28 protein-coding genes and 2 tRNA genes are annotated in these 25,070 nt (G+C 71.1%); 24 read left to right on the top strand and 6 right to left on the bottom strand.

Features of this window, described 5'->3' with window-relative positions; translation table 11 throughout:
• Window positions 1-643: sensor domain-containing protein (locus IEY86_RS06895; protein ID WP_189130606.1), on the bottom strand; the 643-nt coding region annotated here is incomplete at its 3' end.
• Between the two features lie 203 nt (window positions 644-846).
• On the opposite strand from IEY86_RS06895, the gene IEY86_RS06890 reads away from it, so the two are divergent.
• The 12 genes from IEY86_RS06890 to IEY86_RS06835 all read left to right on the top strand — a co-directional run bounded on the left by IEY86_RS06890 (window position 847) and on the right by IEY86_RS06835 (window position 12,337).
• Complete coding sequence (locus IEY86_RS06890; protein WP_189130605.1) at window positions 847-1,254, top strand: NADH-quinone oxidoreductase subunit A; 408 nt, start codon at window positions 847-849, stop codon at window positions 1,252-1,254.
• A complete protein-coding gene (locus IEY86_RS06885; protein ID WP_189130604.1) occupies window positions 1,245-1,898 on the top strand; it encodes an NADH-quinone oxidoreductase subunit B in 654 nt (217 codons plus the stop codon). Before IEY86_RS06890 ends, IEY86_RS06885 begins: the two co-directional genes overlap by 10 nt.
• The gene (locus IEY86_RS06880; protein ID WP_229698200.1) at window positions 1,895-3,172 is read left to right on the top strand and encodes an NADH-quinone oxidoreductase subunit C; all 1,278 of its coding nucleotides are present in this window, start codon (window positions 1,895-1,897) and stop codon (window positions 3,170-3,172) included. Before IEY86_RS06885 ends, IEY86_RS06880 begins: the two co-directional genes overlap by 4 nt.
• Complete coding sequence (locus IEY86_RS06875) at window positions 3,169-4,131, top strand: complex I subunit 1/NuoH family protein (RefSeq protein WP_189130603.1); 963 nt, start codon at window positions 3,169-3,171, stop codon at window positions 4,129-4,131. Before IEY86_RS06880 ends, IEY86_RS06875 begins: the two co-directional genes overlap by 4 nt.
• Window positions 4,132-4,199: 68 nt before the next feature.
• Window positions 4,200-4,787 (top strand): 4Fe-4S binding protein, encoded by a 588-nt coding sequence (locus IEY86_RS06870; protein WP_189130640.1) that lies wholly within the window; start codon window positions 4,200-4,202, stop codon window positions 4,785-4,787.
• Window positions 4,784-5,335: an NADH-quinone oxidoreductase subunit J family protein gene (locus IEY86_RS06865; RefSeq protein ID WP_189130602.1), complete on the top strand. Its 552-nt coding sequence runs from the start codon at window positions 4,784-4,786 to the stop codon at window positions 5,333-5,335. The genes IEY86_RS06870 and IEY86_RS06865 overlap by 4 nt, the downstream gene beginning before the upstream one ends.
• Window positions 5,335-5,718 carry an NADH-quinone oxidoreductase subunit NuoK gene (gene nuoK / locus IEY86_RS06860; protein WP_189130601.1) on the top strand — a complete coding sequence of 128 codons (384 nt, stop codon included), beginning with the start codon at window positions 5,335-5,337 and terminating at the stop codon, window positions 5,716-5,718. Before IEY86_RS06865 ends, nuoK begins: the two co-directional genes overlap by 1 nt.
• The gene (locus IEY86_RS06855; RefSeq protein WP_189130600.1) at window positions 5,715-7,745 is read left to right on the top strand and encodes an NADH-quinone oxidoreductase subunit 5 family protein; all 2,031 of its coding nucleotides are present in this window, start codon (window positions 5,715-5,717) and stop codon (window positions 7,743-7,745) included. Before nuoK ends, IEY86_RS06855 begins: the two co-directional genes overlap by 4 nt.
• Before the next feature lie 18 nt (window positions 7,746-7,763).
• Complete coding sequence (locus IEY86_RS06850; protein WP_189130639.1) at window positions 7,764-9,317, top strand: complex I subunit 4 family protein; 1,554 nt, start codon at window positions 7,764-7,766, stop codon at window positions 9,315-9,317.
• Entirely contained in the window at window positions 9,314-10,897 is a 1,584-nt protein-coding gene (locus tag IEY86_RS06845) for an NADH-quinone oxidoreductase subunit N (protein WP_189130599.1), read from the top strand. Before IEY86_RS06850 ends, IEY86_RS06845 begins: the two co-directional genes overlap by 4 nt.
• Window positions 10,898-11,084: 187 nt before the next feature.
• Window positions 11,085-11,948 (top strand): zinc metalloprotease HtpX, encoded by an 864-nt coding sequence (gene htpX, locus IEY86_RS06840; RefSeq protein WP_189130598.1) that lies wholly within the window; start codon window positions 11,085-11,087, stop codon window positions 11,946-11,948.
• Window positions 11,945-12,337, top strand: coding sequence for a YccF domain-containing protein (locus IEY86_RS06835; protein WP_189130597.1), 393 nt, complete (start codon window positions 11,945-11,947; stop codon window positions 12,335-12,337). The genes htpX and IEY86_RS06835 overlap by 4 nt, the downstream gene beginning before the upstream one ends.
• Window positions 12,338-12,520: 183 nt before the next feature.
• Here IEY86_RS06835 and IEY86_RS06830 read toward each other — a convergent pair whose 3' ends face one another.
• Together IEY86_RS06830 and IEY86_RS06825 are read right to left on the bottom strand one after the other, a co-directional pair.
• Window positions 12,521-13,009, bottom strand: a complete 489-nt coding sequence (locus tag IEY86_RS06830; RefSeq protein WP_189130596.1) for a YajQ family cyclic di-GMP-binding protein — start codon at window positions 13,007-13,009, stop codon at window positions 12,521-12,523.
• A 702-nt stretch (window positions 13,010-13,711) separates the two neighbouring features.
• Window positions 13,712-14,155 (bottom strand): hypothetical protein, encoded by a 444-nt coding sequence (locus IEY86_RS06825; protein ID WP_189130595.1) that lies wholly within the window; start codon window positions 14,153-14,155, stop codon window positions 13,712-13,714.
• A gap of 472 nt (window positions 14,156-14,627) precedes the next feature.
• Here IEY86_RS06825 and IEY86_RS06820 point away from each other — a divergent pair, with 472 nt between their 5' ends.
• Both IEY86_RS06820 and IEY86_RS06815 read left to right on the top strand, forming a co-directional pair.
• Window positions 14,628-15,293, top strand: coding sequence for a DNA polymerase ligase N-terminal domain-containing protein (locus tag IEY86_RS06820; protein ID WP_189130594.1), 666 nt, complete (start codon window positions 14,628-14,630; stop codon window positions 15,291-15,293).
• Between the two features lie 258 nt (window positions 15,294-15,551).
• Entirely contained in the window at window positions 15,552-15,857 is a 306-nt protein-coding gene (locus tag IEY86_RS06815; RefSeq protein WP_308425105.1) for a GNAT family N-acetyltransferase, read from the top strand.
• 323 nt (window positions 15,858-16,180) lie between these two features.
• Here IEY86_RS06815 and IEY86_RS36240 read toward each other — a convergent pair whose 3' ends face one another.
• The gene (locus IEY86_RS36240) at window positions 16,181-16,384 is read right to left on the bottom strand and encodes a hypothetical protein (protein ID WP_229698199.1); all 204 of its coding nucleotides are present in this window, start codon (window positions 16,382-16,384) and stop codon (window positions 16,181-16,183) included.
• A 66-nt stretch (window positions 16,385-16,450) separates the two neighbouring features.
• Between IEY86_RS36240 and IEY86_RS36235 the strand changes: the two genes are divergently transcribed.
• Window positions 16,451-16,732 carry a hypothetical protein gene (locus IEY86_RS36235; protein WP_229698198.1) on the top strand — a complete coding sequence of 94 codons (282 nt, stop codon included), beginning with the start codon at window positions 16,451-16,453 and terminating at the stop codon, window positions 16,730-16,732.
• A gap of 65 nt (window positions 16,733-16,797) precedes the next feature.
• On the top strand, window positions 16,798-17,241 hold the full coding sequence (locus IEY86_RS06805) for a hypothetical protein (protein ID WP_189130593.1): 444 nt from the start codon (window positions 16,798-16,800) through the stop codon (window positions 17,239-17,241).
• On the opposite strand, the gene IEY86_RS06800 is transcribed toward IEY86_RS06805, so the two are convergent.
• Both IEY86_RS06800 and IEY86_RS06795 read right to left on the bottom strand, forming a co-directional pair.
• A complete protein-coding gene (locus tag IEY86_RS06800; RefSeq protein WP_189130592.1) occupies window positions 17,219-17,881 on the bottom strand; it encodes an SDR family oxidoreductase in 663 nt (220 codons plus the stop codon). The genes IEY86_RS06805 and IEY86_RS06800 overlap by 23 nt on opposite strands.
• Before the next feature lie 487 nt (window positions 17,882-18,368).
• Entirely contained in the window at window positions 18,369-19,700 is a 1,332-nt protein-coding gene (locus tag IEY86_RS06795; protein ID WP_189130591.1) for an amidohydrolase family protein, read from the bottom strand.
• A 244-nt stretch (window positions 19,701-19,944) separates the two neighbouring features.
• Here IEY86_RS06795 and IEY86_RS06790 point away from each other — a divergent pair.
• The 8 genes from IEY86_RS06790 to IEY86_RS06755 all read left to right on the top strand — a co-directional run bounded on the left by IEY86_RS06790 (window position 19,945) and on the right by IEY86_RS06755 (window position 25,058).
• Window positions 19,945-20,017, top strand: a tRNA-Thr gene (locus tag IEY86_RS06790).
• Between the two features lie 46 nt (window positions 20,018-20,063).
• A tRNA-Met gene (locus IEY86_RS06785) sits at window positions 20,064-20,136 on the top strand.
• Window positions 20,137-20,223: 87 nt separating this feature from the next.
• The gene (gene rpmG / locus IEY86_RS06780; protein WP_004571794.1) at window positions 20,224-20,388 is read left to right on the top strand and encodes a 50S ribosomal protein L33; all 165 of its coding nucleotides are present in this window, start codon (window positions 20,224-20,226) and stop codon (window positions 20,386-20,388) included.
• A gap of 126 nt (window positions 20,389-20,514) precedes the next feature.
• On the top strand, window positions 20,515-21,045 hold the full coding sequence (locus IEY86_RS06775) for a MaoC family dehydratase N-terminal domain-containing protein (RefSeq protein WP_189130590.1): 531 nt from the start codon (window positions 20,515-20,517) through the stop codon (window positions 21,043-21,045).
• Window positions 21,045-21,473, top strand: a complete 429-nt coding sequence (locus IEY86_RS06770) for a MaoC family dehydratase (RefSeq protein ID WP_189130589.1) — start codon at window positions 21,045-21,047, stop codon at window positions 21,471-21,473. The genes IEY86_RS06775 and IEY86_RS06770 overlap by 1 nt, the downstream gene beginning before the upstream one ends.
• A gap of 103 nt (window positions 21,474-21,576) precedes the next feature.
• On the top strand, window positions 21,577-22,173 hold the full coding sequence (locus IEY86_RS06765; RefSeq protein ID WP_229698197.1) for a TetR/AcrR family transcriptional regulator: 597 nt from the start codon (window positions 21,577-21,579) through the stop codon (window positions 22,171-22,173).
• A 107-nt stretch (window positions 22,174-22,280) separates the two neighbouring features.
• The gene (locus tag IEY86_RS06760) at window positions 22,281-23,780 is read left to right on the top strand and encodes a DHA2 family efflux MFS transporter permease subunit (RefSeq protein WP_189130588.1); all 1,500 of its coding nucleotides are present in this window, start codon (window positions 22,281-22,283) and stop codon (window positions 23,778-23,780) included.
• Window positions 23,781-24,002: 222 nt separating this feature from the next.
• Window positions 24,003-25,058, top strand: coding sequence for a UDP-N-acetylmuramate dehydrogenase (locus IEY86_RS06755; RefSeq protein WP_189130587.1), 1,056 nt, complete (start codon window positions 24,003-24,005; stop codon window positions 25,056-25,058).
• The last annotated feature ends 12 nt before the right edge of the window (window positions 25,059-25,070 follow it).

Here is a 25,070-nt window from a genome sequence, read left to right as displayed (position 1 = left end):
CGAGGCGGGCCTGGGCTCCGTCGTGCAGGTCCCGCTCGATCCGGCGCAGGTCCGCCGCCGCCGTGTCCACCACCGTTCCCCGGCTGCTCTCCAGCTCGGCGATACGCCGCTCCAGCTCGTCGTCCGGCGAGAGCAGGCCCCGCACCATCGCGCGGTCCACCGTGGTCAGGCCCCTGGCTATCCACGGCAGCACCGGCCACGCCACAAAGAGCGAGGGCAGGACTACTGTGAAGGTGGCGATGCCCCAGGGCAGCCGAATGAACAGGTAGAGGGCGTGCCGCCAGGCCACCTTGTCCGACAGCGCGGCCCACAGCCACGGGAAGAATCCCGCCTGGCGCGGTCGCACGGGCGACGGATCGGCAATATCCACATCGAGCAGGGCACGAGCACGGGCGCGTTCAATGTGGCCCGCCAGGCGGCAGCCGAGCAGACCGAGCGAGAGCAGGGGCAGCCCGATGACGGTGACGGCGAGCCCCGCGCCGAGCCAGAGCACGGTGACGACGTAGACGAACCCGGCGATGTCGAACGGGAGGTTCAGCAGAAGATAGGTGATCTCCTTCCACGTCTCGGAACCGAAGGCGAGGCGGGGCGGCCTCGGCTTCGAGCCGGTGTCCTGGGTGTGGTGGGTGGTGGACGCGGTCACGTATGTTCTTCCTCCGCCGCGGGCTCTGGACCTCTTAAGCAAGCGTGCACACCGCGGCCGCGACACGCCATGGGGTGGGTCGGCGTGGAACGGGTGGGGTTGTCCCCACCCCCTCCACGTCCACCGAAGTGAGACGCTGCATCCAAATCTTGGGCCAGGGCCTAGACTCCCTGCGGAAACAGATCATCGAGACGGTAGTGGACGTGGCGGAGGTGACCGTGCAAGCGACCCACCATGTCGCGGCTGACTACTTCGACGGCTACTCGGTGGTCGGCCTGGTAGCGGTGCTCGGCGTGCTCTTCGTGGCCGTGGCGTTCGGCGCGGGACGGCTGCTGCGGCCGGTCGCGCCGACCCGCGAGAAGATGCTGACGTACGAGTGCGGCGTCGACCCGGTGGGAGAGGGCTGGGCCCACACCCAGATCCGCTACTACGTCTACTCCTTTCTCTATGTGATCTTCGCGGTGGACGCGATCTTCCTCTTCCCATGGGCGACGATCTTCGCCGCGCCCGGTTTCGGCGGCACGACGCTGGTGGAGATGTTCGTGTTCATCGGATTTCTGGCCGTCGGACTGCTCTACGCGTGGAAGAAGGGCGTCCTGGAATGGACGTGACCGAGAACTCGAAGTCGAACGGCGCCCGCCTGCCGGCGGTCGCCACCCCGGCGGGCGCCGCGCCCGCCCCCGTCGAGCTGGGCATGCCCAGACTCGGTGTGCTGTCCCGGCTCGCGCCCGAGCCGATGAAGGTCATCCTCAACTGGGGACGCCGCTACAGCCTGTGGGTGTTCAACTTCGGACTGGCCTGCTGCGCGATCGAGTTCATCGCGGCGTCGATGTCCCGGCACGACTTCATCCGGCTCGGAGTCATCCCCTTCGCACCGGGACCGCGGCAGGCGGACCTGATGGTCGTCTCGGGAACGGTCACCGACAAGATGGCCCCCGCGGTCAAGCGGCTCTACGAGCAGATGCCGGAGCCCAAGTACGTGATCTCGTTCGGGGCGTGCTCCAACTGCGGCGGCCCTTACTGGGACTCGTACTCGGTCACCAAGGGCGTCGACCAGATCATCCCCGTGGACGTGTACGTGCCGGGCTGCCCGCCGCGGCCCGAGGCGCTGCTCCAGGGCATCCTCAAACTCCAGGAGAAGATCGCCCGCGAGTCCCTCGGCGCCCGCTACCCCCGGCACACGCCCCCGGCGGCCGCGCTCACCAGCGGCCTGGTCGCCCCACCGGCCCCGGCCAACGGGGAGGCCGGGGCGTGACCTACCGATCCTTCGAGCAGCTCGCCGACGAGGCGGGGGTCACCGCCGTCTTCGGCGAGGGCGCCACCGCGGCCGAGGCGTACGAGCTCATGACCGTGGACGTGCCCGCCGCCTCATGGGTGGCGGCGCTGACCGCGGCCCGGGACGTGCTGGGCTGCACCTACTTCGACTGGCTGAGCGCCGTGGACGAGCCCGGCCAGGGCTTCCACATCGCCGCGCACGTGGCCGCGGTGGGCAACCCCGTGCGCCGCCTCCTCGTGCGCACCCTCGTGCCGCACGACGCCCCCTCCCTCCCGAGCGCGGTGGAGGTGTACGCGGGCGCGGCATGGCACGAGCGCGAGACGCACGAGATGTTCGGCGTGGACTTCCCCGGCCATCCCCACCTGGTGCCGCTGCTCCTCCCGGAAGGGTTCGAGGGCCACCCGCTGCGCAAGGAGTTCGTGCTGGCGGCCCGCGTGGTCAAGGCATGGCCGGGCGCCAAGGAGCCGGGCGAGTCCGACCACGGCGGCCCCAAGCGCCGCCAGATGCTGCCCCCGGGCGTACCCGACCCCAACGAGTGGGGCCCAATGAAGGGCAAACTCGCCCCCGAGCCCGCCCGCGAACGCCCGGCCCGCGGCGCCCGCGCGGCCGGCGCCGCAGCCGACCGCCCCCGCCGCACCCGCTCGGTGGGCGAAGGCTCAGCAACCCAATCCGCCCCCCGCCGCACCACCCCGGACGCCCCGTGGCAGAAGCCGGGGGAGGGGAAGGAGCCGGAGCCGGGGCCGGGGCCTGGGAAGGCACCGGAGCCGGGGAAGGAGTCGGCCAAGGCGGCGGAGCCGTCGGAGGCGGCGCAGCCCGGCACTCAGGCAGAGCCGGCCGAGGCCGCAGCACCACGGACGGCAGCTGAGCCAGGCCCGACCGCGGGGACAGCCAAGGCCGCCGAGTCGGCCACGGCTGCTGAGCCCACCCCCACTCCCGCCCCCCATGCCGAAAAGGCCGAGCAGCCCAAGCCGACGGGGGAGCCCGCCGCTACCGAGGCGGCGAAGTCGGCCGGACCGGCGGGGGAGCCCGCTCCCGCTCCCACCGCCGCCGCCGAGGCGGCCGAGCTCGCCTCGCCGCCCGAGGCGACTGCGCCTCCGTCCGCCGACACCGTGACCGACGCGGCGGAAGCACCGTCTCCCGAACCACCGGCGCAACCGGGCCCGGCCACAGGGCAGGAGCCCGGCGCCGACCCGCAACAGCAGCCGGACACCCGAGCCCCGCAGGGCGACGCACCACAGGAGGAGGACACGTGAACGACGTGCTCGATGTGCTGCTGCGCCTCGTCGCCGTCCTCGTGGCCTTTCTCGTGCTGCCGCTCCTCGTCGGCCAGACCGAGCACAAGGTCATGGCCCATATGCAGGGCCGCCTCGGCCCGATGTACGCGGGCGGCTTCCACGGCTGGGCGCAACTCGTCGCGGACGGCGTCAAGTTCGCTCAGAAGGAGGATGTCGTCCCGACCGGTGCCGACCGGCGCATCTTCCAACTCGCTCCCGCCATCGCCCTCCTTCCCTACCTGGTCGTCCTGATCGTCATCCCGGTCGGCCCGAACGGCTTCGTCGGCCAAATCGTCGACGCCGGGCTGTTCTTCGTGCTCGCCGTCATGGGCGTCGGCGTGCTCGGCGCTCTCATGGCGGGCTGGGCGTCCGCCAACAAGTTCTCCCTACTCGGCGGCCTGCGCACCGCCGCGCAGCTGATGGCCTACGAGCTGCCGATGCTGCTCGCCGCCGCTTCCGTGGCCATGGCCGCGGGGACGCTCTCGCTCCCCGGCATCGTCCACGCCTTCCACTGGTGGTGGGTGCCGTGGCAGATCATCGGCGCCCTTGTCTTCTTCACCGCGGGACTCGCCGAACTCCAGCGGCCTCCCTTCGACATGCCGGTCGCGGACTCCGAGATCATCTTCGGGGCGTACACCGAGTACACGGGCCTGCGCTTCGCTCTCTTCCTCCTCGCCGAGTACGCGGGAATCGTCGTGCTCTGCGTGCTGACCACCGTCCTGTTCCTCGGCGGCTGGCACGGCCCCTGGTCGGACTCCCTCGGCTGGGTCTGGACGCTGCTCAAGAGCGCCCTGCTCGCGTTCGTCGTCATCTGGCTGCGTGTGAGCTATCCCCGGCTGCGCGAGGACCAGCTCCAGAAGCTGGCCTGGACCGCGCTCATCCCCCTCGCTCTCGTCCAGATCGCGCTCACCGGCGTGGTGAAGGTGGTGATCCAGTGACCGCTGCATCCAAGAAGGCCCTGCCCGGGCGCGGCCTCGCCAAGGGCCTCGCCGTCACCCTGCGGACGATGACCCGCCGCTCGGTCACCGCCCAGTACCCGGACGCTCCGCCGGACTTGCCGCCGCGCACCCGAGGGGTGATCGCGCTGCTGGAGGAGAACTGCACGGTGTGCATGCTGTGCGCCCGTGAGTGCCCCGACTGGTGCATCTACATCGACTCCCACAAGGAGACGGTGCCCGCGGCCACGCCTGGCGGGCGTGACCGCAGCCGCAATGTCCTCGACCGCTTCGCCATCGACTTCGCTCTGTGCATGTACTGCGGTATCTGCATCGAGGTGTGCCCCTTCGACGCCCTCTTCTGGTCCCCGGTGTTCGAGTACGCGGAGGAGAACATCCTCGACCTCACCCACGAGCGCGACCGCCTGCGCCAGTGGATGTGGACCGTGCCCGCGCCGCCCGCCCTGGACCCCGGCGCCGAGGAGCCCAAGGAGATCGGCGCCGCCCGCAAGGCCGCGGAGAAGCTGGCCGCCGCCCAGGCCGCCGAAGCGGCGCAGGCCGCCGAAGCCGCGGCCCAGCCGGACGAGCCGGGACAGCCGACCCAGCCAGGGCAGCCGGACCCGTCGGACCAGTCCGGCCGGCGGGAGGGCGACGCATGAGCCTCGCCGCTGCCGCCTCCCAGGGCTTCCTGTCCCCCAGCGGTGTCGAGATCGCCTTCGTCCTGGTCGGTATCGCCACCCTCGGCGCGGCCGTCGTCTCCGTCACCACCAAGCAGCTGGTGCACGCCGCACTCTGGCTGGTGGTCGCGCTGGGCGGCCTCGCCGTCGAATACCTCCTCCTCACCGCCGAGTTCATCGCCTGGGTGCAGGTACTGATCTATGTGGGCTCCGTGGTCGTCCTCCTTCTGTTCGGACTGATGCTCACCAAGGCCCCCATCGGCCGCTCGCCCGACGCCGATTCGGGCAACCGCTGGGCCGCGCTGGCGGTGGCCGTCGCGGCGGCGGCCACCCTCGTCACCGTTGTCATCGATGCCTTCCGGAGCACCTGGCTGGACCTCGACGGAGCGGTCCAGGGCTCCGCGGAGGTCACCGGGATCAGCCTCTTCCGGCACTGGGTGCTGCCGTTCGAGGCGCTCTCCGTGCTCTTGCTCGCCGCGCTCGTCGGCGCCATCGTGCTTTCTCGTATCAACCGGGGCAGGGAGCGCTGATGCACCTCGTCTATCCGGCCGTGCTCGCGGCGCTTCTCTTCTGTGTCGGGCTCTACGGCGTGCTGGCCCGGCGCAACTCGATCCTCGTGCTCATGTCCGTCGAGCTCATGCTGAACGCGGTCAATCTCAACCTGGTGGCCTTCGACGTCTGGCTCCGCGACGCCCTGCACGGCGGCCAGGCGCTCACTCTCTTCACCATCACCATCGCCGCCGCCGAAATCGGCATCGGGCTCTCCATCGTCCTGCTCGTCTTCCGCAACCGCGGTACGGCCGACGTAGACCGGCTCACCGACCTTGTGGACAGCCTTGCACACGGCACTGACAATGCCTCGGACGACGGCCGGGACACCGTCCGGAACGCCGATGGGAAGGCCGCAGCGTGACCGTCACCCTCGCCGTCCTCGTTCCGCTCCTGCCCTTCCTCGGCGGTGTCGCGGGCCTGCTCCTCGGACGTGTCGCACCGGGGTACGCCCGGCCGCTCGCCGTGCTGCCCACGCTCTTCTCGCTCGCCCTCGCCGTGACCGTGCTGGCCCGCCAGGGCAGCGGCCAGGCGATCAACGCGGCCACCCAGCTCACGCCCACCGGCGCCCAGCCCATCGACCTCTCCATCCATCTGGACGGCTTCGCGACCCTGCCCGCCGTCCTGGTCGGCGTGGTCGCGAGCTGCGTGCAGATCTACTCCACGGGCTACCTGCGCGACGACCCGCGCTACCCCTCCTACGCCGCACTGGTCTCGCTGTTCACCTCGGCGATGCTCCTCGTCGTCTACTCGGGCGACCTGATCGTGCTGCTCGTCGGCTGGGAGATCATGGGCATCTGCTCGTACTTCCTGGTCGGCCACTACTGGGAGACCGAGGCCGCGCGCTCGGCGTCCATCAAGGCGTTCCTCGTCACCAAACTCGGTGACGTGCCTTTCCTGTTCGGCATCTTCGCGCTCGCCGACGACGCCGGAACGTTCCGCATCCAGGGCGTCCTCGACGCCGCCCGCACCGGCCACATCCACCACCCCACGCTGATCGCCCTGCTGTTGCTCGGCGGTGTCGCGGGCAAGTCCGCGCAGTTCCCCCTCCACACCTGGCTGCCCGACGCGATGGCGGGCCCGACGCCCGTCTCCGCGCTCATCCACGCCGCCACGATGGTCGCCGCCGGTGTCTACCTCGTCGCCCGCCTGCTGCCCGTCTTCCTCCTCTCCTCCGCCGCGCTCGCCGTCCTGGCCGTGATGGCCGCCGTGACCATGATCGGCTCGGCGCTGTGCGCGCTCGCGCAGGACGACATCAAACGTGTGCTCGCCTACTCGACCATCGGCCAGCTCGGCTACATGACCGGCGCGCTGGCCGTCGGCGACCGAGGCGCCGCGATGTTCCACCTGCTGACGCACGGCGCGTTCAAGGCGCTGCTGTTCCTCGGCGCGGGCGTCGTCATCCACGCCGCGGGCACCAACTCGCTGACGGCCATGTCCCGCATGAGCGACCTGCGCCGACGCATCCCTGACGCCTTCTGGACCATGACCGTCGGTCTGGCGGCGCTCGCCGCGCTCTTCCCCTTCTCCGGCTTCTTCAGCAAGGAAGCCGTACTGCGCGCCGCCGAGACCGCCGCCGAGGGGCACCTGCACCACGTGCCGAGCGCGATCGGCTGGACCGTCCTCGTCGCCGGTCTGCTGACCGCGATGCTCACCGCCGCCTACGCCACCCGCCTGTGGCTGCGCACGTTCATGGGCAGCGCGGCACCGGCCCGCCCCACGGCGGCCGAAGCCCCCACCGCGGGTGAAGCCGGCTCCGGGCCGGACGTCGAGCCCGTCCCCGAACACACCCACGAGCCCGCCGCCATGCGCTGGCCGCTGTGGGTCCTGTTCATCCCCGCGCTGGGTCTCGGCACCGCCGTGGGCGTGCTGCCCGACTACTTCGACGGCGGTTCGCTCAGCCCCACCCTCATCACCTCCGTCCTCGGCATGGGACTCGCCCTCGTGGGCATCCTGGTCACCTACGCGGCATGGCGGGCCGCGACCGAGGCGCACCTGCGCGCCCATGTCGCCGCCGTCAACGCCGCTCTCGACACCGACGCAGCGGCCACCGAGGCCATCGCGGTCGGCGCGCGCCGCAGCGTCGAGGTCCCGGACCCGGCCGACCCCGGCCAGATCCTCCTCGGCCCCCTGCACGGCCCCGCCGCCCACGGCTTCCACCTCGACGCCGTGTACTACACGCTCTTCGTCCGCCCCGTGCTCGGCGCAGCGAGCCTCGTCCGCTTCCTCGACCGCGACGTCGTCGAAACGTACGTACGAGGCGCGGGCCTGGCCCCCCGCCTCCTCGGCACCGTCGTGCGCCGCGCCCAGACCGGCAATGTGCAGACCTATCTCAGCGCGCTCCTCGCCGGCGCGGTCGTCCTCGCCGTCCTCGTCGCCGTGGGAGCGTGAGAAGTGAACGACACAGCCATGCAAGCCCTGCTTGTCGCGATCGTGCTCCTTCCCGCCGCGGGATCCGCCGCGGCCCTGCTCCCCGCACCCCCCGGACTGCGCGGGCGCGGCCCCGACCAGGCCGTACTCCGGCACGGCATCACCGTCTCCGGACTCGTGCTCCTGCTCTCGATCGTGCTCGCCGCCGGATTCGACCACGACCGTCCTGCCAGCATGCAGGCCACCACTGACATCAGCTGGATCCCCGCCCTCGACATCCGGATCCACCTGGGCGTCGACGGCATCTCCCTGCCCCTGCTGGTGCTCACCGCGCTCCTGACCTTCCTGTGCGCGCTCTACACCTACTTCCGGATGCCCGAGGGGCCCGGGCCGCGCGCCTTCGTCGCGCTCCTGCTGCTCCTCGAGTTCGGCATGGTCGGCACCTTCGTCGCGCTCGACCTCATCCTGTTCTTCCTGGCGTTCGAGGTCGTGCTCATCCCCATGTACTTCCTCATCGCCCGCTGGGGCGGCGAGGGACGCGAGCCCGCCGCCTTCCGGTTCATCCTCTTCACGCTGCTCGGATCCGCCGTGATGCTGCTCGGCCTCCTGCTGATCGGGCTGCGCGCGGGGACGTTCGACATGGTCGAGCTGGCCGCACGCCACGGCGACGGACTCTCGCACGGCGTCCAGGTCCTCGCCGTGCTCGCCATAGGACTGGGCCTCGCCGTGAAGGCGCCCATGTGGCCGTTCCACAGCTGGCTGCCCGACGCCCACACGGCCGCCCCCACCGTCGGCTCCGTCCTGCTGGCGGGCGTCCTCCTGAAGATGGGCACCTACGGCTTCGTCAGGATCCTGCTGCCCATGGCTCCCGACGGGATGCGGACCCTCGCTCCCTACCTGGCGGCCTTCGCTGTCGTAGGCATCCTCTACGGTTCACTCGCCTGCCTCTCCCTCGTCCGCCCGGGCGCGGCGGGCGATCTCAAGCGGCTGATCGCCTACTCCTCGATCGGCCACATGGGCTTCGTGCTGCTGGGAATCGCCACCCTCACAGCCACCGGAGTCAATGGAGCCCTGTTCGCCAACATCGCGCACGGGCTCATCACCGGCCTGCTCTTCTTCCTCGTGGGAGCGGTCAAGGAGCGCTACGGCACGGCGAATCTCGACCAGTTCGCCAAGGGCACGGGCGCGGCGCTGTACGGCAACGCCCCGCGCCTCGGCGGCCTGCTCGCGTTCGGCGCCGTGGCCTCCCTCGGCCTGCCCGGACTCGCCGGCTTCTGGGGGGAGATGCTCGCCCTCTTCGGCGCGTTCGACCCCGGCGCGGGCCTCAGCCGCCCCACCTACCTCGTCTTCATGTCCCTGGCAGGCCTGGGCACGGTCCTCACCGCCGCCTATCTCCTGCTCGTCGTCCGCCGCGTGTGCATGGGTCAGCACCCCGCGCCCGCCGCGGCGGTGGAGTTCGCCGACGTCCAGGCGCACGAGTTCGCCGCCTGGAGCCCACTGGTCGTCCTGACGGTCCTGGGCGGGCTCTGGCCCGCGGCCCTGCTGAGCCTGAGCGACCCCGCCGTGCACAACCTCCTCGGAGGCCCCCGATGAGCGCCAGCCCCCTCATCCAGTCCGTCGACTGGGCCGCCGTCGCCCCGCCGCTGATCGTCGCCGCGGCCGGGCTGGTCGTCCTGGTCGCCGAACTCTTCCTGCCCGAGCCGCGCAAGCCGCTGCTCGGCTGGGTCTCCGTCGGCGGCCTGGTGCTGGCGGGCCTGTCGCTGATCCCGCTCCTGGACGGCGACCGGACGACGTTCTGCCTGACCGCGGGCGGCAAGGACTGCTCCTACGTCGCCGACCACTTCACGCTGGCCGTGCAGTTCCTGGTCATCGGCGGAGCGCTGCTGACGGCCCTGCTCTCCATCCACGCGGTGGAGGAGGCCAGGATGCCGGCCGGGGAGTTCTGGTTCCTGCTGCTGTCCTCGGCCGCCGGGGCGGCGCTGCTGCCCGCGTCCCGCGACCTCGCCACCCTCGTAGTGGCCCTCGAGGTGACGTCGCTGCCCGCTTTCGCGCTGGTGGGGCTCCGGCGCGGCGACCGGCTCTCGTCCGAGGCCGCGCTGAAGTTCTTCCTCTCCTCGGTGACGGCGACCGCGGTGATGCTGCTCGGCGTGAGCTTCGTCTACGCCGCCACCGGCTCCCTGCACCTGGGCGCGATCTCCAGGGGCCTGGACCACGTGGACCCTCGGCTGGTCACGCTCGCCCACATCGGCGCCGTACTCACGCTGGTCGGCTTCGCGTTCAAACTCGCCGCCGTCCCGTTCCACTTCTGGGTCCCTGACACGTACGTGGGCGCGCCGCTGCCCGTGGCCGCCTACCTCTCCGTCGTCGGCAAGGCCGCGGGCTTCTCCGGGCTGATCGTGATCACGGTCCTCGGCTTCGGCCCCTACGCGCACGTCTGGGGCGCCACGCTGGCCGTGCTCGCCGCGCTGACGATGACGGCGGGCAACGTCGCCGCACTGCGCCAGCGTCCCGCCAACGCGCACAGCGCCGTCCGGCTGCTGGCGTGGTCCTCGGTCGGCCAGGCCGGGTACCTGCTCGTCCCGCTGGCGGCGGCGGGGTACGACGACAAGCCGCAGGAGGTCATCGGCGCGACCATCGCCTACGCGCTGATGTACGCGGCGGTGAACCTCGGGGCCTTCGCCGTGGCCGCCCTGGTGGGCCGCGCCCACCCCGCCAACCGCATCACCGACTACCGCGCGCTGTTCTCCGAGCGCCCGCTCGCCGCGCTCTCGCTCGGCTTCTTCCTGCTGTGCCTGGCCGGGCTGCCGCCGGGAGTGATCGGCCTGTTCGCCAAGGTCGCGGTCTTCCGCACGGCGGTCGACGCGGGACTGGGGTGGCTGGCCGTCGTCATGGCCGTGAACGTGGTCGTGGCGCTCTACTACTACCTCCAGTGGACGGCACTGCTCTTCGCCCGCCGTGAGCCCGTAGAGGCCGCTGGAGCCGCTGGAGCCGCTGGGGGCAGTGCGGCGGGCGGGCCCGTCCCCGCCGCGTCGGCGGATGCCACAGGGGCCGTGGCGGCCCTTCCCGTCCCGATCCCGCTCACAGCAGCGATCGTCACGGCCCTCGGCCTCGGTGTGGTCCTGTCCGGCGCCCCTGAGCTGGTCCTCCGCTTCGCCACGGGCACCCTCTTCTGAGGCTGCCCAGACGAGTTACGCCGTACGGGTGATCCGTTCCGCATCCCGTGCACAAGGGAACTAGCCACCCACGCGGCGCGTTGACGTGAGCAGGAAATGGCCATCCGTAGGAGCCAGGATTCCTATGAGGCATTCCTGAGGCCACCTGCAGGAAGGGATCCCTGCCGCACGTCTTGGAGGGCGCACCGTGCACCGTCGGCACAACGGGTTGAGGACCGCTGTACTCCTCGGGGGACTGTCAGCGCTCATCCTGGTCATCGGGGGGATCTTCGGCCGCACCGGCCTGCTGATCGCTCTCGTGGTCGCCCTCGGCACCAACGCCTACGCGTACTGGAACAGCGACAAGCTGGCGCTGCGTGCCATGCGCGCGCGCCCCGTGAGCGAATTCGAGGCGCCGACGCTGTACCGGATCGTTCGCGAGCTCTCCACGGCCGCCCGGCAGCCGATGCCCCGCCTGTACATATCCCCGACCGCCGCGCCGAACGCGTTCGCCACCGGCCGCAACCCGCGCAACGCCGCCGTGTGCGTCACCGAGGGCATCCTCCAGATTCTCGACGAGCGGGAACTACGCGCGGTGATCGGTCATGAGCTGTCGCATGTCTACAACCGCGACATCCTCATCTCGTCGATCGCGGGCGCACTGGCGTCCGTGGTGATGTTCCTCGTCAACTTCGCCTGGCTGATACCCATAGGCCGCACCGACGACGACGAGGGCCCCGGGATCCTCGGCATGCTCCTGATCCTGATCCTCGGCCCGCTGGCGGCCTCTCTCATCCAGCTGGCGGTGAGCCGTTCGAGGGAGTACGAGGCCGACGCCTCGGGCGCCCAGCTGACCGGTGACCCGCTGGCGCTGGCGAGCGCCCTGCGCAAGCTCGACGCGGGGACCAAGCAACTGCCCCTGCCGCCCGAGCCGAAGATCCAGACCACGAGCCACATGATGATCGCCAACCCTTTCCGGCCGGGTGACACGATGGGCAAGCTGTTCTCGACGCACCCGCCGATGGCGGAGCGCATCACCAGACTCGAGCAGATGGCAGGCTACCGACCGTGAAAACGATCCTGAACATCATCTGGCTGGTCCTGTGCGGCTTCTGGATGGCGGTCGGCTACGTCGTGGCCGGCGTCATCTGCCTCGTCCTCATCATCACCATTCCCTTTGGCATTGCCTCGTTCCGCATCGCCGGCTACGCGCTGTGGCCGTTCGGGCGCACCACCGTGGTCCGCCACGACGCGGGCGCGATGTCGGCGATCGGGAACGTGATCTGGGTCATCGTGGCGGGCTGGTGGCTCGCCCTGGGCCACATCGTGACGGGCATCGCCCTGTGCGTGACGATCATCGGCATCCCGCTGGGCATCGCGAACTTCAAGCTCATCCCGGTCTCGTTGTTCCCGCTGGGCCGCGAGATCGTCCCGACGGACGAGCCCTTCGCCACCCGCTGACCACCGCCCGAGCCGGCCGGCCCGCCCGCCGTCACCGCGGCCTGGCCGGCCCCGCGGCGGTGTACTCACTCCGGCAACCAGAGGCCCACTGCCCCGGCCGTGGGTGGGCGCAAGAGGGAGGCCGCGCGTGGCGACCCCCGCTTGGTGCCGTCGTTGCGCCCCAGCGCCGACTGGAAGGATGCGTCAGCGGTAGTTGACGAACTGCAGCGCGAAGTCGAGGTCCTTGCCCTTGAGCAGTGCGATGACGGCCTGGAGGTCGTCCCGGCTCTTGGAGCTGACCCGGAGCTCGTCGCCCTGGATCTGAGCCTTCACGCCCTTGGGACCCTCGTCGCGAATGATCTTCGAGACCTTCTTCGCGTTCTCCTGGGAGATGCCCTCCTGCAGGTCGGCGAAGATCTTGTACTCCTTGCCGGACGCCTGGGGCTCACCCGCGTCCAGCGCCTTGAGTGAGATGCCCCGCTTCACGAGCTTGGACTCAAACACGTCGAGGACAGCCTTCACCCGCTCCTCGGAGTTCGCCTTCATCTCGATGCGCTCCCCGGACCAGGCGATGGAGGCGCCGACGTTCTTGAAGTCGTACCGCTGCGAGATCTCGCGCGCCGCCTGGTTGAGGGCGTTGTCGACCTCCTGCCGCTCGACCTTCGAGACGATGTCGAAACTGGAGTCGGCCATGTTCTGTTGGCTCCTTGGTCGCTGTCGGTGGGGACCGCCCGCGGAGGCGGGCCGTCCCGCCAACCTTAGCGAGCAGGCCCACCGAACCGGGCCCCCACGGCAGGGGAATGGGGTGGCGAAGCACCCCTCCAGATCAGGTATCGTTTACGTCGTTGCCCGGCCCCCGAGGGGACCGGGGACGATCCCTGGCGGGTTGTCGGCTGATGCCTACGCAGGTTCGAACCCTGCACCCGCCACATCGCAAAAGAAGGCCCCCGACCTGCGGAAACGCAGCCGGGGGCCTTCTTCGTTGCCTGGCCGCCGGTGACCGTGACCGACCCCGGCCGGCCGCCGCATCTGGCACGCATCTGGCACGCATCTGGCACGGGGCGACCTGACCGGCTTGCCCCGTCCGTGGCTCATGTGATCTTTGCCGCGCTGCTCGCAGCCATGGCAGGGCTCGACGCGATCGAGGATGGGAAGGTGGGCGGCGAGGCGCCTGGAAGGAACACCACATGGCCGTGAGGGCGGGCGGGGTGGTCACTGTCGGCGAACCGGCCGTCGAGTTGATCCATGCGGTCATGAGAAGAGCCGCTGCATTGTTGGTGCACATCGCGAGAGCTGGGCTACGGGGCCAATCTGTACTCGACGCTGGTTGTAAACCCTCGGCCGTTCAAATAAGGGTCGGCACGCCGCGTCCTGGGATCCGCCTGTTGCTTTCCGTCAGGCGGATGAATCGAGCCGTCGTACTGGAATTCTGTTTGCAGACGGGGGACGTCCTCTTTGGGGAACTCGAGGTCTCACGATCAAGGCTGCTAGCGTCACAGCCGCAGCGGCAGCGCATTGTGCGATCACAACAATGCATACGGCAATGTCGACACCATCATGAATGCGACTGTTCCACTCCACCGACAAAGGGAGTAGGAACAGCGGGATCGCCGAAGCCTGGCCGACAACAACCGTCAAGAATTCCCTTGGCTTCCGGCACCCGTCCAGAGCGCTGCGCCCCTTCAGTCTTCTCAGTTCTGCACCTAGATCAATGAATGCGAACAGGTTGACTATGCCGACCACAAACCACAAGACTGCTGTGAAGGCCTGAGATGGTCCGTAATTGACGATGTTGTAGATGCTGCTCGCAATGCATGTCGTGGAGTCGAACAGCAGCATCACTCGAAACCATCTCACGAGTCGGCAGTTTTCCGCAGCCATGCCGACACACTAAGCGCGTCCGGCCCCAGCGCCCGATAAGTGGGGAGGCTTCACTTGCCCCTCCACCTTGATGGGGGAGCGCACTCTTCTTATAGGAGCGCCAATCCGACCGAGCTGCCTATTGGGTTGCCGCGCTCATCGGGGCCGCACGCCAAACCTCATGACCTGACGGTGATCGGCGCGACGACGTCTCGGCTGCGGCAGGCTCTTGTGGGGCGAGGAGGTCGGCGAGGGGACATGCAAATTCCCGCTTCACCGTGGCGGCTGCGGCCAAGCGGGAGCCGGATCGGGCCTTCCAGTCGGCCGCACGCCGGGCACTGGGCACTGGGCACCGAGGACTGACGCCGGCGAACGAAACCCCCTGCTCCCCGTGTTCCGTCCCCGCCCGGCGGGTACGCGGGGTCCCGCGGGGCTCGTGGAGGTGGTGGGTATGGGGCAGGGGCTTTCGGAGTATCGGCGGCGGCGGGATTTCTCCAGGACGGCCGAGCCGCTGCCCGGCGAGGATGTCCCGGCCGGAGGCGGGCAGCGGCGGTTCGTGGTGCAGATCCATGACGCCGGCACGCTGCACTTCGACTTCCGGCTGGAGGCCGACGGCGTGCTGAAGTCCTGGGCCGTTCCCAAGGGTCCCTCCAGCAACCCCCATGACAAGCGCCTCGCCATGCCCACCGAGGACCATCCACTGGAGTACCTCGACTTCGAGGGGGTGATCGGGGAGGGGCAGTACGGCGCCGGTGCCGTCATCGTCTGGGCTCAGGGCACCTATCGGCCCCTGCCGAGCGGCCGCGACCGCCGGCCGGTCTCGTTCGCCGAGGCTCTGCGACGCGGTCATGCCTCCTTCTGGCTCGACGGCGGCAAGCTGCGCGGCGGCTACGCCCTGACCCGGTTCCGCACCAGCGAGGACGGTGGCAGCCGGGAGGCATGGCTGCTGGTGAAGGAGAACGACACATACGCCTCCGACCGCGGTACGCCCGATCCACGTCGAGCCCGTTCGGTCCTGACCGGTCGCACCCTCGGACGGGTCGTGGCCGGGGCCCGGGGGAACCCGCGCCGAGCGGGGCAAGCGAGGCAAGCGGTGGGAGCGGGGCGGGCAGTGTGAGCGGGTAAGCGGGGCGCTGGAGCGGCTTGTGGCCCCGGGAGTGAGCGGCTGCGGCGGCGAGATCGTCGCCATGGGGCGCGGCCCGCACGCGGCCCGCACCGACTTCACCCGGCTCCAGCGGCGCATGCGGCTCACCGACCCACGGGCGAGCCCGGCCCCCAGGTGTCGGGGTGCTCCACTACGTGTTCGACGTGCTGCGCCTCGACCGCTGCGACACCACAGCCCTGCCGCTGCGTACCCCCGCACTACGCTCCGGTCGTGGATATCCGGCATGTCACCTCGTCCGACACGGAAGCCGTCCTCGCGGCCGTCCATCTCTTCGGCTCCGCCCCGCTGCGGGAGGCGACGGAACGCTTCGTGGCCAGCAGCACCCATCACCTCCTCATCGCCTCCGTGGACGGCGAGCCGGCGGGGATGGTCACCGGTGTCGAGACCACGCACCCCGACAAGGGCACCGAGATGTTCCTCCACGAGCTGGGTGTGGACGGGCGCTTCCGTGGCCACGGCATGGGCGCGGCGCTGGTCGACGCTCTCGCCGAGATCGCCCGGGAGCGGGGCTGTTAACGGATGGCGGCTACGGGATGTGGACGGTCACGGAGGGGGACAACGCCGCCGCGCCGGCGACCTACCGCCGGGCCGCGGCCGCGGAGGAGCCGGGTCGGACGGTGCTCTCCTGGATGTTCGATCCCTCGTGACGCAGACAGGTGGTCCTCGAACGCCCTTCGGCCGGACTGGGCACTTGGCCCGACCGAGCACCCGCCTGGCAAGCACCAATCCGGACTGGGCACCTGGCCCGACCGAGCACCGAGCCTGCCGGGCACTTGGCCCGACCGAGCATCGAGCCTGCCGGGCACCCGGCCCGACCGGGCGTCCGACTCGGCAGAGCGCTACGCGCCGTTCTCCTTGAAGGTCAGCTCCCAGGGGCCGGAGTTGACCTCGTGGTCCCTGCCGAAGCCCACCCACCTGCCGGTCATCTTCCGGCCGGTCGGGTCGAGCACCAGTTGCAGCGCCCCGTGGTAGACCGCGCCCCGGTAGTGGCCGTCGGGTGAGGTGTGCTCGACCCAGGTGCCGGTGAGGATGCTGCCGTCCACGGCGAGGTCGAGGCGCAGCGGGGAGCCGGTCGAGCCGGGAAGGCTGCGGGCGGTGACGCGGTTCTCGTGCTGTTCCAGCGCGACGACGTGCTCGCCGACGAGCCCGGGCCCCGGCTGGAGCTGTCGTACTCGTACCGGCTGGTCCGCTGTCCGGACAGATGGGGGAGCGGCCCGGACGCGGCAGCCGTGGCGGCCCCGCCCTCCGCCCCGGCCGCCCCAGGCGCGGACTCGGTCTCGTCTCCACCCCCGCTGCCCGCCACCGTTCCCGGCTGGTGGCCTCCGACCTCCGAGGCGCGGGCCACGGGGACGGCGGGGTCGGTGATCGCTTCCGGCATGCGACCACCGTAGACGGGCGGGGGACGGGATGGCCGAAAGCGGACGGAGTGTCAGAGGGTCCCGCTAGCGTGACGATCATGGAGTGGGACAACGGTGCGGAGCGGCGGCGGCGCCTGTGGGTGGGCGTCGCCGTCGCCTGGAGCGTCCTCGTCACGGTGGCGGGCGCGCTCACTCTCGCGTGGAGCGACTCCGGCTACACCCGGGAGGGGGACGCTCCCGCGCGGTGGGAGCGGGCGGACACCACGGCTGGGCCCGCGCTGCTGAGATGCCGTTCGTCGGAGCCCGACGAGGAGGGGTATCGGCTCATGCGCTGCCCCCTCCCGTACGGGGACCGGGATCGCGACGATCGCGACGCGACGCCCCGTTTCCACTGGACGTGGATGAAGTGCCCCAGCGATCCGCGCCCGAGCCCTGACGCGGGTGCGATAGCCGTGGCCTGCGCCCGCGTTCTGGACTCGCCGCGCTCCGGCAACGGCGGCCCCTCCGGCAACGGCGGCCCTACCGGCGCGCCACGGCCCTGACCGCGTCCTCGGTGGGCGTGCCTCCGTTGATGAGCTCCAGCGTCAGCTTCGCCGTGCTCGGGGTGTCGAGCAGCGCGAGGAGGACGGCCGCCACGTCGTCGCGCGTGACGCTGCCGCGGCCGGTGTGCTCGGCGAGTTCCACCCGGCCCGTGCCGGGGTCGTCCGTCAGCATGCCCGGACGCAGCACCGTCGAGTCCAGGTTCTCCCGGGACCGAACGTCACGGTCGGCGGAGCCCTTGGCGCGCAGGTAGGCGGCGAAGACCGGGTCCATGTCCGGGCCGGGCTCGGAGTCCGCGCCCATCGCGGAGATCATGAGGTAGCGCCGCACTCCCGCCCGCTCCGCCGCGTCCGCGAACAGGACGGCCGCCGCGTGGTCGACCGTCTGCTTGCGGGCGATGCCGCTGCCGGGGCCCGCGCCGGCGGCGAATACCGCTCCGTCGGCACCGCGCAGGATCTGCGCGACCTGCTCGACCGTCGCCGACTCCAGGTCGCAGACCTCGGGCTCGGCGCCGATGTCTCTGAGGTCGTCCGCCTGCTCGGGCTTGCGGATCAGCCCCACGGCGGTGTCTCCGCGCCCGGCGAGCAGCCGCTCCAGCCGAAGCGCGATCTTTCCGTGTCCACCAGCGACAACGATTCGCATAGGGCCGACTCTACGGCCTGGCCACGGACACCCGGGCGCCGAGCCCGGCGGTCGGAGCGGGTGATCGGGTGAGGCGCAAGTTCCTCGCCCCTGTCCCGAGGAGTCATCCATTACCGCCATCCGCAAGACCGTCACCGCCGCGGCCTGCGCTGCGGCCTGCGCCGTGACCCTGGCCAGCGGAGCCGTCGCCTGCATCGCCGTTGACGATCTGACCGCGGGCCAGAAGCTCTCCCGCGCGTTCGACAGGCTCGGCCACCAGCGCTCGCTCTCCCTCGAGAACGTGATGATGTTCGGCCTGGGGAGGGGGCCGGGCACCGACCCGAAGATCGACACCAGCGGGCTCGACGCCGCAAGCGCCGGCCTGGCCGACATGGAGCCGACATGGAGCCGACGTGTAGCCGACATGGAGCCGACATGCAGTGGCGCGGCGCGGACGCGGCAGGCGCAAGCGCGCGTGCGGGACAGGGACGGGCCGCCGCCGGGAGCGTCAGCCCGGTGGAGGCCCGCCCGCCGTTCTGGACTGGCGCGGCAGGTCCAGCGCCGCGGTGTCCGTGTACTCCCGGACCGCGCTCGTACGGCTCACCACCCGGCCCCGGTGGATGACGACCCGGCTGTAGCCCGCGGCCAGCGCCCCGGCGACGCCGTCTCCGCGCACCGCCAGCAGCTCCGCCGGGAAACCGGCCTCCACCCGTACCTCCGGCAGTCCCATCACCTCCCGCGCGCGACCGCTGACCGCCTCGTAGGCGTCGGAGGCGTCCGGGGTCTCGCCCCACGAGGCGAGCAGGTACGCCGACTCCAGCGGGTCCGCCCGGCCCACTGGGTTGGCCAGGTCCCGCAGCGCCCCGCCGCCCGCCGCCACTCGTACGCCCGCCGCGCGCAGCGCCCGCACGGGAGCGGGGCGGCCGACGCCCCCGCGTTCCACCGCTCGTTCCACCCCGCCGCAACGGCCCTGCGGCAGGCACACCACGGCCACATCGGCCGCCGCGAGCTGCGCCGCCCCACGCGCCAGCGCCTGCTGCGGCAGCCGGTCCAGGCCCGCGCAGGGCCCGATGGCCACCCCTGGCCGCAGGCCCCCCGCCATGGCCGCCAGCCGGGCCAGCCGGGCGGGGTCGGCGGCGTCGTGGTGCAGGTCGACCGGGCATCCGAACTCCGCCGCCAGGTGGAGCACCGACTCCACATAGCCGGTCGGGTCGGGGTCGAGGTCGGGGCAGCCGCCCACGACCCCCGCGCCCATCTTCAACGCGTCCCGCAGCATCGCCAGCCCGTCGGCGCCCGCCACCCCGGTCAGCATCCGCGGGACCGCCACGGCACGGACGTCGACGAGGCCGGTCAGCGCCCGCCGGGCCTGGAGCACCGCCTCCAGCGCGGAGAGCCCCTGGACATCGCCGACCCTTACATGGGTGCGCACCGCCGTCGCTCCATGGCCGAGCTGGAGGAGCGCGGCCTCGGTGACCCTGCGCTGCACATCCTCGGTCGAGGCGGGGGGAGGGCCCGCGATGGACGCGGCTGCCGTCAGCGCCGTGTCGAGGTGGGCGTGCGGCTCGGCGGGGGCGGGCAGGAGGAGGTACCCGGACAGGTCGAGCCGGGCGCCGGCGCTCTCACAGCGGTGCGCCGGTGTGCCGCGCGGGGCGAGGCTGCCGGCCGTGCCGACCGCCTCGATGCGCTCGCCGTGGAGCCGGACGTCGACGGTGCGGCCGTCGGCGAGCCGCGCTCCCGTCAGAAGGAGGGCCTCGGCCTCGGGGCCGGGCTCGGATCCCTCGGGTGTCGGTTCGCGCCCGGAAGGACCGAACGGCCCGTTGGAACGCTGGCTGCCGGGCATGGGCGCTCCTCCTGCTCGGCGGATCGGCTGCGGACGGCTGCGCTCGGTTGCGGCCGACATGATCACGCGATTCGAGCCTAGGGCGACAGGCCGCACAGGTAGCGGAGGAGGGCAATAGTCGTACCGGTCAGGGTCGGCTGCCATGGGGCCGGTGGGACGGTTGTGCCTGCTGGCGGGGGGTCACCCGGGGGCCCCGATACGGATTTCACCTTCGGCTGCGAACCGTGTAGTGTCTTCCTCGCTCGCCCCAATAGCTCAGTCGGCAGAGCGTCTCCATGGTAAGGAGAAGGTCTACGGTTCGATTCCGTATTGGGGCTCTGATGTGACGGCGCCCCGCTGAGAGGCGGGGTACTGATCCATCATGGCGGTGTAGCTCAGTCGGTAGAGCAAGCGGCTCATAATCGCTGTGTCACCGGTTCAAGTCCGGTCACCGCTACCCCGCGTAGCCGATTGTGGGGTCGACCTCCCGATCGGCTACTCTTGTCTGCGTTCATCGTCTTTTCGGCTTTAGGAAGGCACTCCAGTGGCTGCCACCGACGTTCGCCCCAAGATCACGCTGGCTTGCGTGGAGTGCAAGGAGCGCAACTACATCACCAAGAAGAACCGGCGCAACGACCCGGACCGTCTTGAGATGAAGAAGCACTGCCCGCGCTGCAACGCGCACACCGCGCACCGCGAGACCCGCTGATCTCACTCGGCGCCCCCGCCGCACGGCGGACGTACCGAGCTGAACAAGGCAAGCCCGCGAGGCCGTCCCCGATCCCGGGGGCGGCCTCGCGGCGTTTCAACTCGAGAACCACTAGAGGAGCTGCCGATGCCGCTGGACCAGTCGTTCGTCGGGCGGTCGTATCCGCCCACCGAGCCGTACGAGGTGGGGCGGGAGAAGATCCGTGAGTTCGCCGAGGCGATCGGCGACCCCAACCCGGTGTACACCGACCCCGAGGCGGCCAAGGCTCTCGGGTACCCGGATGTGATCGCGCCGCCGACGTTCGCCTTCGTGGTCACGTTCCGGGACTCGAGCAGCGTGGTGGCGGACCCGGAGCTGGGCCTGGACTACAGCCGGGTCGTGCACGGCGACCAGAAGTTCGCCTACTCGCGCCCCGTGCGCGCCGGTGACCGCCTCACGGTGACCTCGCACATCGACGCGATCAAGTCGCTCGCGGGGAACGAGGTGGTGACGGTGCGCGGCGAGGTGCACGACGAGCACGGCGAGCACGTCGTGACCGCGCTCACGACGCTGGTGGCCCGCAAGGCCGAGGCGGACGGGACGGACGAGGCCGACAGGACGGACGAGGCCGACGGGGCGAGCGGGACTGCCGGCGCCGGGGAAGAGGGGGGCGAGTGATGGCCGCCACGGTCGCTTACGACGAGGTCGAGATCGGCACCGAGCTGCCGCCGCGCTCCTTCCCGGTCCAGCGCTCCACCCTGGTCCAGTACGCGGGCGCCTCGGGTGACTTCAACCCGATCCACTGGAACGAGCGGTTCGCCACCGAGGTCGGGCTGCCGAACGTGATCGCGCACGGCATGTTCACCATGGCCTCCGCGATCCGCGTCGTCACCGACTGGGCCGGTGACCCGGGCGCCGTGACGGAGTACGGGGTGCGCTTCACCCGCCCCGTGCCCGTTCCGAACGACGACGAGGGCGCCCTGATCGAGGTGACCGCCAAGGTCGCCCAGAAGCTCGACGACCGCAAGGTCCGCGTGGACCTGCTGGTGATGAGCTCGGGGCAGAAGGTGCTGGGGATGTCGCGAGCGGTGGTCCAGCTCGTCTGAACCGGTGGGCGGCCCGCGGTGCCACGGCTGCGGGCCGCCCCACCGGATCCCGTGCGCAGCGGTCGGCTTGACAAGGTAGTGAGTGGCCACTAACTTAACTGTCATGGCAAAGGTCAGTGCGGGAACGAGGATGTCGGCCGAGGAGCGCCGCGAGAGTGTCGTGCGCGCCGCGGTCGTCGAGTTCGCCCGCACCGGCTACCACGGAACGTCCACCGAGGCGATCGCCCGCCGGGTGGGTGTCTCGCAGCCGTACCTGTTCCGGCTCTTCCCCGGCAAGCTTGCCCTGTTCCAGGCCGCCGCCCAGCGGTGCTTCGAGCGGATGACAGCCGCGTTCGAGCAGGCCGCGGACGGGCTGGGCGGCGAGGAGGCGCTGGGTGCCATGGGGGAGGCGTACTCCGCCCTCGTGAGCGACCGCGATGTGCTCCTGCTACAGATGCAGCTGTACGTCACGGCCGCCTCCGACGAGAGTCCCGAGCTGACCGAGTTCGTCCGGGGGCGCTGGACGGCGCTGTGGGACTTCGTCCGCAGCCGCACCGGGGCCACCGACGAGGAGCTCAAGTCGTTCTTCGCCACCGGCATGCTCATCAACACCCTGGTCTCCCTCGGTATCCCGGGAGAGGACCGGTGCTGGGCCGGCCTGTCGGACTCCTGCAAGCTCGCCGCGTCCACGACAGACCCCTCGTCGGCGACCGGCAACTGATCGAACCCCTTCCCGGAAGGGGCTCGAGCATGGCTCCAGAATTTAGTGACTACTAACTAAATTAGCATTCGACCACCACAGGACTGCGTACCAGCAGGGGGAAGACCATGTCCGATCAGCAGCTCGACCGACCGCCGACGACCGCCACTCGCGCCACGGCCGTCTGGGCCCTCGTCGTCACCAGCCTCGCCGGATTCATGGCGTCGCTCGACAACCTCGTGGTCACCACCGCCCTCCCCTCCATCCGCCAGGACCTCGGCGGAGCGCTGGAGGACCTCGAGTGGACCGTCAGCGCCTACACCCTGACCTTCGCGGTCCTGCTCATGTTCGGCGCCGCCCTCGGTGACCGCTTCGGCCGCCGCCGCCTCTTCGTGACCGGGCTGAGCGTCTTCACCCTCGCCTCGGGCGCGGCCGCGCTGGCGCCCGGAATCGACACCCTCATCGCCGCCCGCGCCGCCCAGGGCATCGGCGCGGCGATCCTCATGCCGCTGACCCTGACCCTGCTCACCGCGGCCGTCCCCGCCGAACGCCGCGGCATGGCCTTCGGTATCTGGGGCGCGGTCAACGGGCTCGCGGTCGCCACCGGCCCCCTGATCGGCGGCACCCTCACCGAGCACCTGTCGTGGCAGTGGATCTTCTGGCTGAACGTGCCCATCGGCCTCGCCCTGCTGCCCATGGCCAGGCTCCGCCTGAATGAGAGCCGCGGCCCCGACAGCCGCCTCGACGCCCCCGGCACCGTCCTCGCCAGCCTCGGTCTGTTCGGCATCGTCTATGCCCTGATCAGGGGCAACGCCGATGGATGGACCAGCCCCGCCGTGCTGTCCGGACTTGTCGCGGGTGGCGCGCTCATGGTGGCGTTCGTGCTCTGGGAGCTGCGCACCGAGTCGCCGATGCTGCCGATGCGCCTGTTCCGCAGCCGCGCCTTCAGCGCCGTCAACGCGGCCAGCCTGCTGATGTTCCTGGGGATGTTCGGCTCGATCTTCCTGCTCAGCCAGTTCCTGCAGACCGTCAGCGGCTATTCGCCGATGGAGGCCGGGGTGCGGATGCTCCCCTGGACCGCCATGCCCATGATCGCCGCGCCGATCGCGGGCATCCTGTCGGACCGCATCGGCGGCCGTCCGGTCGTGGCCACCGGCCTCGCCCTCCAGGCGGTCGGGCTGGCGCTGTTCGCCCTCGTCGTCGCTCCCGACGTCTCCTACGCCGCCCAGATCCCCGCGCTCGTGGTCAGCGGCGTCGGCATGGGACTGTTCTTCGCCCCCGTCGCCGCCCTGGTCATGGGCAGCGTCCAGCCGCAGGAGCAGGGCATGGCCTCCGGCGCGAACAACGCGCTGCGGGAGGTCGGCGGGGCCCTCGGCGTCGCGATCCTCGCCTCGGTCTTCTCGGCCAAGGGCGGCTACCAGTCGCCGCAGACCTTCGTCGACGGGCTCCAGCCCGCGCTGTGGGTCGGCTCCGCGGGTGTCGCCCTGGCGGCCGTGGCGGCGCTGATCGTGCCGCGCCGCCGCAAGGACGCCGAGGTCGAGGACGCCGGGGCCAAGGACGCCGAGACGGTGATCGAAGGCCCGGCGGACGAGCGCGTCGAGCGGCCGAAGGGCGTGGTCGCCGCCTGAAGACGGCGCCCCTGGACCGGCACAGCACCGGCACAGCACCGGGCACAGCGCCGGGAACAGCACCAGCACAGCACCGGCACAGCACCGGAAACAGCTGCACAGGAGCACACCCGAGCGGTCCCGCCCCCTGCCAGGGCGGGGCCGCTCGGGTGTGCCGCACCCGGGGCCGCCGTCCGACCCCTGTCCGGCGGGCCGGTGTCCCGGCGCCCTTACCCTTGTCGGGTGCAGGAACTCCACGACGCTCCCCTCGCCCCCCTGACCACGCTGCGCCTCGGCGGCCCGGCCCGGCGCCTAGTCGAGGCCACCACCGACGACGAGGTGGTCGAGACCGTGCGCGCCGCCGACCGCGGCGGTGTGCCCCTGCTCATCGTGGGCGGCGGCAGCAACCTCGTGATCGGTGACCAGGGCTTCGACGGGACCGTCCTGCGCATCGCGACGACCGGATTCGAGCTCGACGGCACCGATCTGACGCTCGCCGCGGGCGAGGTGTGGACCGACGCCGTCGCCCACACCGTGGAGGCGGGCCTGGCCGGGATCGAGTGCCTGGCGGGCATCCCCGGCTCGGCGGGCGCCACCCCGATCCAGAACGTCGGCGCCTACGGGCAGGAGGTCTCCTCCACCATCACCGAGGTCACCGCCTACGACCGCCGCGCCGAGGAGACGGTGGTGCTCACGAACGCCGAGTGCGCGTTCTCCTACCGCCACAGCCGCTTCAAGGCCGACCCGGACCGCTACGTCGTGCTGCGGGTCGGGTTCCGACTCGAGGACGCCAACGGGCAGTCGGCACCCGTGCGCTACGCCGAGGTCGCCCGCTCGCTCGGGGTCGGGCAGGGCGAGCGCGTCGAGCTGGCCCTGGCCCGGGAGAAGGTCCTCGAGCTGCGCGCGGGCAAGGGCATGGTGCTGGACCCGGCCGACCACGACACCTGGTCGGCTGGGTCGTTCTTCACCAACCCGGTCCTGGAGCCCGGCCAGTACGAGGCGTTCCTCGCCCGGGTCCACGACCGGCTCGGTCCCGAATCGGCGCCGCCCGCCTACCCGGCCGCGGACGGCCGCACCAAGACCTCGGCCGCCTGGCTGATCGACAGGGCCGGCTTCACCAAGGGCTACGGCACCGGGCCCGCCCGGATCTCCACCAAGCACACGCTGGCGCTCACCAACCGCGGCGCCGCCAAGACCGAGGACCTGCTGACGCTGGCCCGCGAGGTCCGTGACGGCGTCCGCGAGGCGTTCGGGGTGGAGCTGGTGAACGAGCCGGTCATGGTCGGCGTCGCTCTCTAGCCTCCGCGTACG

Origin of the sequence: Wenjunlia tyrosinilytica (assembly GCF_014646055.1) — a bacterium.
GTDB classification, from domain to species: domain Bacteria; phylum Actinomycetota; class Actinomycetes; order Streptomycetales; family Streptomycetaceae; genus Wenjunlia; species Wenjunlia tyrosinilytica.
This window is presented reverse-complemented; position numbering and strand designations above follow the sequence as displayed.

Coding starts and splice junctions, on each gene's coding strand:
- IEY86_RS06885 (WP_189130604.1), top strand. CDS start 1,245: ATGGACGTGACCGAGAACTCGAAGTCGAACGGCGCCCGCCTGCCGGCG.
- IEY86_RS06825 (WP_189130595.1), bottom strand. CDS start 14,155: ATGCTGCTGTTCGACTCCACGACATGCATTGCGAGCAGCATCTACAAC.
- IEY86_RS06830 (WP_189130596.1), bottom strand. CDS start 13,009: ATGGCCGACTCCAGTTTCGACATCGTCTCGAAGGTCGAGCGGCAGGAG.
- IEY86_RS06760 (WP_189130588.1), top strand. CDS start 22,281: ATGTCCGATCAGCAGCTCGACCGACCGCCGACGACCGCCACTCGCGCC.
- nuoK (WP_189130601.1), top strand. CDS start 5,335: ATGCACCTCGTCTATCCGGCCGTGCTCGCGGCGCTTCTCTTCTGTGTC.
- IEY86_RS06870 (WP_189130640.1), top strand. CDS start 4,200: ATGACCCGCCGCTCGGTCACCGCCCAGTACCCGGACGCTCCGCCGGAC.
- IEY86_RS06800 (WP_189130592.1), bottom strand. CDS start 17,881: ATGCGAATCGTTGTCGCTGGTGGACACGGAAAGATCGCGCTTCGGCTG.
- IEY86_RS06850 (WP_189130639.1), top strand. CDS start 7,764: ATGCAAGCCCTGCTTGTCGCGATCGTGCTCCTTCCCGCCGCGGGATCC.
- IEY86_RS06845 (WP_189130599.1), top strand. CDS start 9,314: ATGAGCGCCAGCCCCCTCATCCAGTCCGTCGACTGGGCCGCCGTCGCC.
- IEY86_RS06770 (WP_189130589.1), top strand. CDS start 21,045: ATGGCCGCCACGGTCGCTTACGACGAGGTCGAGATCGGCACCGAGCTG.
- IEY86_RS06805 (WP_189130593.1), top strand. CDS start 16,798: ATGGAGTGGGACAACGGTGCGGAGCGGCGGCGGCGCCTGTGGGTGGGC.
- IEY86_RS06795 (WP_189130591.1), bottom strand. CDS start 19,700: ATGCCCGGCAGCCAGCGTTCCAACGGGCCGTTCGGTCCTTCCGGGCGC.
- IEY86_RS06865 (WP_189130602.1), top strand. CDS start 4,784: ATGAGCCTCGCCGCTGCCGCCTCCCAGGGCTTCCTGTCCCCCAGCGGT.
- IEY86_RS06820 (WP_189130594.1), top strand. CDS start 14,628: ATGGGGCAGGGGCTTTCGGAGTATCGGCGGCGGCGGGATTTCTCCAGG.
- IEY86_RS06775 (WP_189130590.1), top strand. CDS start 20,515: ATGCCGCTGGACCAGTCGTTCGTCGGGCGGTCGTATCCGCCCACCGAG.
- IEY86_RS06765 (WP_229698197.1), top strand. CDS start 21,577: ATGGCAAAGGTCAGTGCGGGAACGAGGATGTCGGCCGAGGAGCGCCGC.